The sequence below is a fragment of the Candidatus Phytoplasma phoenicium genome, assembly GCF_001189415.1.
Taxonomy (GTDB): Bacteria; Bacillota_I; Bacilli_A; order Acholeplasmatales; family Acholeplasmataceae; genus Phytoplasma; species Phytoplasma phoenicium.
Genome location: NZ_JPSQ01000013.1, coordinates 1 through 4,736, shown reverse-complemented (window position 1 = coordinate 4,736; position 4,736 = coordinate 1). Strand labels below are relative to the sequence as shown.

Sequence of the window (4,736 nt, the reverse complement as noted above, 5' to 3'; positions counted from 1 at the left end):
CCAATATGTATTATAATAAAATAAATTCTAAAAATAAACTATTAATAATTGTTCCTGCATATTTTCAAAATGCCTATTTTAATGAAATATCGAAATATACAAAAATAAAAAACGAAAAATTCAAAAAAATGTAAATTATTACTTAATTAAAGACAAAATAAAAAGATTAATATTATAAAATATTAAGTATAATATAAATTAAAGATATACATTTACTTACCATTATATAGTAAAATTAATACTAAATATAAAAATTAGAAAGGAATTTTTTAAAATTTCATAATAAGATTTTATATTTTGGTCAACAATTTAAAATATTTTGTCAAAAATTTTCATGAGAAATGGTTTGAACTATTTATAAATTTATTTTTTTACATCTTAATAAATCAAAAAAGAAAACGAGAAAATGTATATGAAAGTAGGGATTATAGGTTTACCAAACGTAGGAAAATCCACTTTATTTAATGTTATAACGAATTTACAAGTATTAGAAGCTAATTATCCTTTTGCTACTATTCAACCTAATTTAGGAACTGTATCAGTTCCAGAGCCACGTTTAAATTATTTAGCTCAAATTTTCTTATCCAAAAAAACAATACCTACACAAATTCAATTTATTGACATAGCAGGTTTAGTAAAAAATGCTTCTAAAGGTGAAGGTTTAGGAAATAAATTTCTAAGTCATATTAGGGATGTTGATGCTATTTGTCATGTTGTTAAATGTTTTGACAACCCTAATATTATTCATGTTAATAAACAAATTAATCCAGTAGAAGATAGTAATATTATTGAAACGGAATTAATTTTATCAGATTTAGAACAAATTGAAAAACGTTTAAATAAAATAAATCAACAAAAAAAAAGAATTAAATCTAAAGAAACAGAAATTGAAATTCAACTATTAAATCAATTAAAAACCGCTTTAGAGTCTGAAAAATCTCTATCTTACTTAAATTTCAACCTTGAAGAACTAAAAATAATTAAAAATTTTAATTTACTATCATTCAAACCTATGATTTATATCGGTAATTTTGAAGAAAAAAATTTAAATAATTTAAAAAATAATATTTTTTTTCAACAAATGAAACTATATAGTCAAAAGAAAAATCGAGAATTTTTACCTGTTTGTGTTTTATTAGAAAAAAAAATAACTAGTTTAAAACAAAAAGAACAAAAAACTATTTTACAATTTTATAATATCCAAGAAAGTTCTTTAAAAGAAATTATTCAAAAAAGTTATGAACTCCTCGGATTAAAAACTTATTTCACCACTGGAGAAAAAGAAACAAAAGCTTGGGCTTTTACCAAAGGGATGACTGCACCAGAATGCGCCAGTTTAATTCATACAGATTTTCAACATGGTTTTATAAAAGCTAAAATTTTTAATTATGAAGATTTAATAAAATACCCTAATTTAGCAAAATTAAAAGAAAAAGGGAAAATTAGATTTGAAAGTAAAAATTATATAGTTCAAGATGGAGATATTATAAATTTTTATTTTAATGTTTAATAAAAAATTATTTTTTTCTAATAAAAATGATTTGTAAAAAATAAATAAAAAAATTTCAATACATAAACATAATAAGAAAAATAAAAAAAGGAGAACAAAAACTAAATATATAAATATGAATATTGAATATAAAAATACTCTATTAATGCCCAAAACTAATTTTCCGATGAAAGGAAATTTAAGTCAAAAAGAAATTGAAATTGAAAATTACTGGGAACAAATAAATCTTTATCAACAACTTTTAAAAAAAAATAAAAAAAATCCTAAATTTATTTTGCATGATGGCCCGCCATATGCTAATGGAGATATTCATATTGGCCATGCGTTAAATAAAATTTTAAAAGATTTTATTGTACGATTTAAAACAATGCAAGGTTTTTATACTCCTTATATTCCAGGTTGGGATACACATGGTTTGCCAATCGAAATCGCTGTTTTAAAAAAATTATCCAAAAATAAAACAATGGAGAAAAATAACTTTTTACAACAATGCCAACAATTTGCATTTACTTTCATTGAAAAACAAAAAAAAAATTTTAAAAGATTAGGTATTTTAGGAGAATGGGAAAATCCTTACTTAACTTTTCAGAACTCATTTATAGCAGATGAAATTCGTATTTTGGGAAAAATGATAGAAAAAAATCTGATTTTTAAAAAATTAAAGCCTGTTTATTGGTCTCCTTTTTTAGAATCTGTATTAGCTGAATCAGAAATAGAATATCGTGAACATCAATCTTTATCTATTTTTATCAATTTTAAGATCTTAGATGCTGATTGGTTAAAAGATGTCAATTTATTAATATGGACAACTACCCCTTGGACTTTACCAGCTAATGTAGCTATTTGTGTCCATCCTCTCAAAGATTATCATTTAATAGAAAACAATAATCAAAAATATATTGTTAGCGCAGCTACTTTAGATAATTTATGCCCAAAATTTCAATGGAATGAATTGAAAATTTTAAAAACTTTTAAAGGGCAAAAACTAGAAAATTTAAATTATGAAAACACTTTATTCTCTTGTAAAGGAAAAGTCGTAGTAGACACATTTGTACTTGAAAATGAAGGAACAGGATTAGTTCATATAGCACCTGGACATGGTCATGATGATTTTTTAATAGGTCAAAAATATCAATTTCCTACTTTATGTAGTGTCGATAAAAAAGGTTTAATGACAGAAATAGCTGGTGTTTATCAAGGACTTTTTTATGAAAAAGCCAATAAAGTCATTATTGAAGATTTAAAAAAAAATCATCTCTTATTAAAAGCGGAAATATTAACACATGCTTATCCCCATGATGAACGTATTAAAAAACCTGTTTTCTTTTTAGCTATTCCTCAATGGTTTTTAAATATTACTAAAATAAAAAAAAATATATTTACACAAATTGAAAAAGTTCAATGGCTACCACAATGGGGAAAAATTAAAATGCATAATATGATTGAAAATCGAGAAGATTGGGTAATTAGTAGACAAAAAACATGGGGTGTTCCTATTCCTATTTTTTATACTGAAGCACAAAATCCAATTTTAGATATCGTTTTAATTAATCATATAGCAGATTTAATTGAAAAAAACGGCAAAGAAATTTGGATTAAATGGGATGTTAAAGATTTATTACCAACCGGATATAAACATCCTGAAAGTCCTAACAACATTTTTCTTAAAGAAAAAGATATTTTAGATGTATGGTTTGATTCTGGTACTTCTTATTCTATCTTACGTAAATTATCACCTCATTTTTTTCCTGCTAATATTTATTTAGAAGGAGCAGATCAATATCGAGGTTGGTTCAATTCTTCTTTGATTACATCTACCATAGCTTTTGGTCAAACACCTTACCAACAAATTTTAACACATGGATTTGTCTTAGACGGTAAAGGGCAAAAGATGAGTAAATCATTAAATAATGTCATCGATCCTTTAAACATTATTAAACAAAAAGGTGCTGATATTTTAAGATTATGGGTTGCTAGTACTAATTACAAAATTGACGTACGTATTGATGATTCGATTTTGAAACAAATAGAAGAAAAATATCGTAAAATTCGAAATACTTTTCGTTTTATGTTAGGTAATTTAAACCAATTTAATCCGCAAAAACATTATATTCCTTTTGAAAAAAGAGAAATATTTCATCGAATTATAATGTTAGAATTTCAAGAGCTTTTATTACAAATCATTCAATCTTATGAAGATTATAATTTTGAAAAAGTCATAAGTTTATTGTATCCTTTTATAACTAATAAATTAAGTGCTTTTTATTTAGATTTTGCTAAGGATGTTCTTTATATTGAAAAAGAAAACAATATAGAAAGAAGAGTAATTCAATCTAATATCTATGATATATTACTTTCTTTGTTAAAAATATTAACACCAATTATTCCTCACACTACAGCAGAAGCTTATCAAACATTACCGTTCAAAAAACAACTAGACCTTTATTTGGAAAATATGCCAAATGCTGAACAAATTAAAAAATTTATTAACCAAAAGGCTCAAAATTTTCACACAATCAAAGAAGCTTTTAATTTGTTTTATAATTTAAGAGAAAGTGTTTTAAAAAATTTAGAAGAAGCGCGTCAAAAAAAAATAATTAATAAATCTGCGCAAGCTAATTTAATTTTAAAACTACCTGAAAAATACATTAAGGCTTTAAAACTTTTAAAAATTAAAAAAAAATTAAACAAAATATTAATGGTGGCTCAAATTAAAATCCATCAAACAAATAATTTTGCCATTTATGTTGATAAAGCTTTAGGCGAAAGTTGTCCTCGTTGCTGGAATATCATTCCACAAAAAAAAGAAAATGATTTATGTCAACGTTGCTATGAAATTTTGAACAATTAAAAAAACTTTTTTAGAAAAATAATTATTGATGAAAAATTCAAAAAGTATAAAGCGAAATGTTAAATCGCAAGAAAAATTTTTAACCAAAAAAAATATTACAGTATTGATTATTACTATTATTTTATGTTTTTGCTATATCTTACAAGATATAATTTTCTTAAGCGGAGATTATAATATTAAATTATATTCTTCAGGAATCCACGGTATTGGAGATGCTATCGCCAAAATTTTCCGAGAAACCAAATGTTTTAACTCTTTATCTCAAAAACCTTACTTTATAGGTGTATTTGCTGCTATTTTTTTTATTTTTATTAATTTTTTTTTATTTTTATTTTTTTTTTTTTTTAATGAAAAGGTAGGCTACACCCTTTAAGT

At 23.8% G+C, this 4,736-nt stretch carries 3 protein-coding genes; all 3 read left to right on the top strand.

Annotated features, from left to right (window positions below; genetic code table 11):
* Window positions 1–412 precede the first annotated feature (412 nt).
* The 3 genes from ychF (at window position 413) to AlmWB_RS00525 (ending at window position 4,734) form a co-directional block, all read left to right on the top strand.
* On the top strand, window positions 413–1,510 hold the full coding sequence (gene ychF, locus AlmWB_RS00535; RefSeq protein ID WP_083993338.1) for a redox-regulated ATPase YchF: 1,098 nt from the start codon (window positions 413–415) through the stop codon (window positions 1,508–1,510).
* A gap of 115 nt (window positions 1,511–1,625) precedes the next feature.
* Window positions 1,626–4,361 (top strand): isoleucine--tRNA ligase, encoded by a 2,736-nt coding sequence (gene ileS / locus AlmWB_RS00530; protein WP_050337082.1) that lies wholly within the window; start codon window positions 1,626–1,628, stop codon window positions 4,359–4,361.
* Window positions 4,362–4,389: 28 nt separating this feature from the next.
* Complete coding sequence (locus tag AlmWB_RS00525; RefSeq protein ID WP_050337080.1) at window positions 4,390–4,734, top strand: hypothetical protein; 345 nt, start codon at window positions 4,390–4,392, stop codon at window positions 4,732–4,734.
* Window positions 4,735–4,736: the final 2 nt, after the last annotated feature.

Excerpts from the sequence above, each read along its gene's own strand:
- ychF (WP_083993338.1), top strand. The coding sequence starts at position 413 with ATGAAAGTAGGGATTATAGGTTTACCAAACGTAGGAAAATCCACTTTA.
- ileS (WP_050337082.1), top strand. The coding sequence starts at position 1,626 with ATGAATATTGAATATAAAAATACTCTATTAATGCCCAAAACTAATTTT.
- AlmWB_RS00525 (WP_050337080.1), top strand. The coding sequence starts at position 4,390 with ATGAAAAATTCAAAAAGTATAAAGCGAAATGTTAAATCGCAAGAAAAA.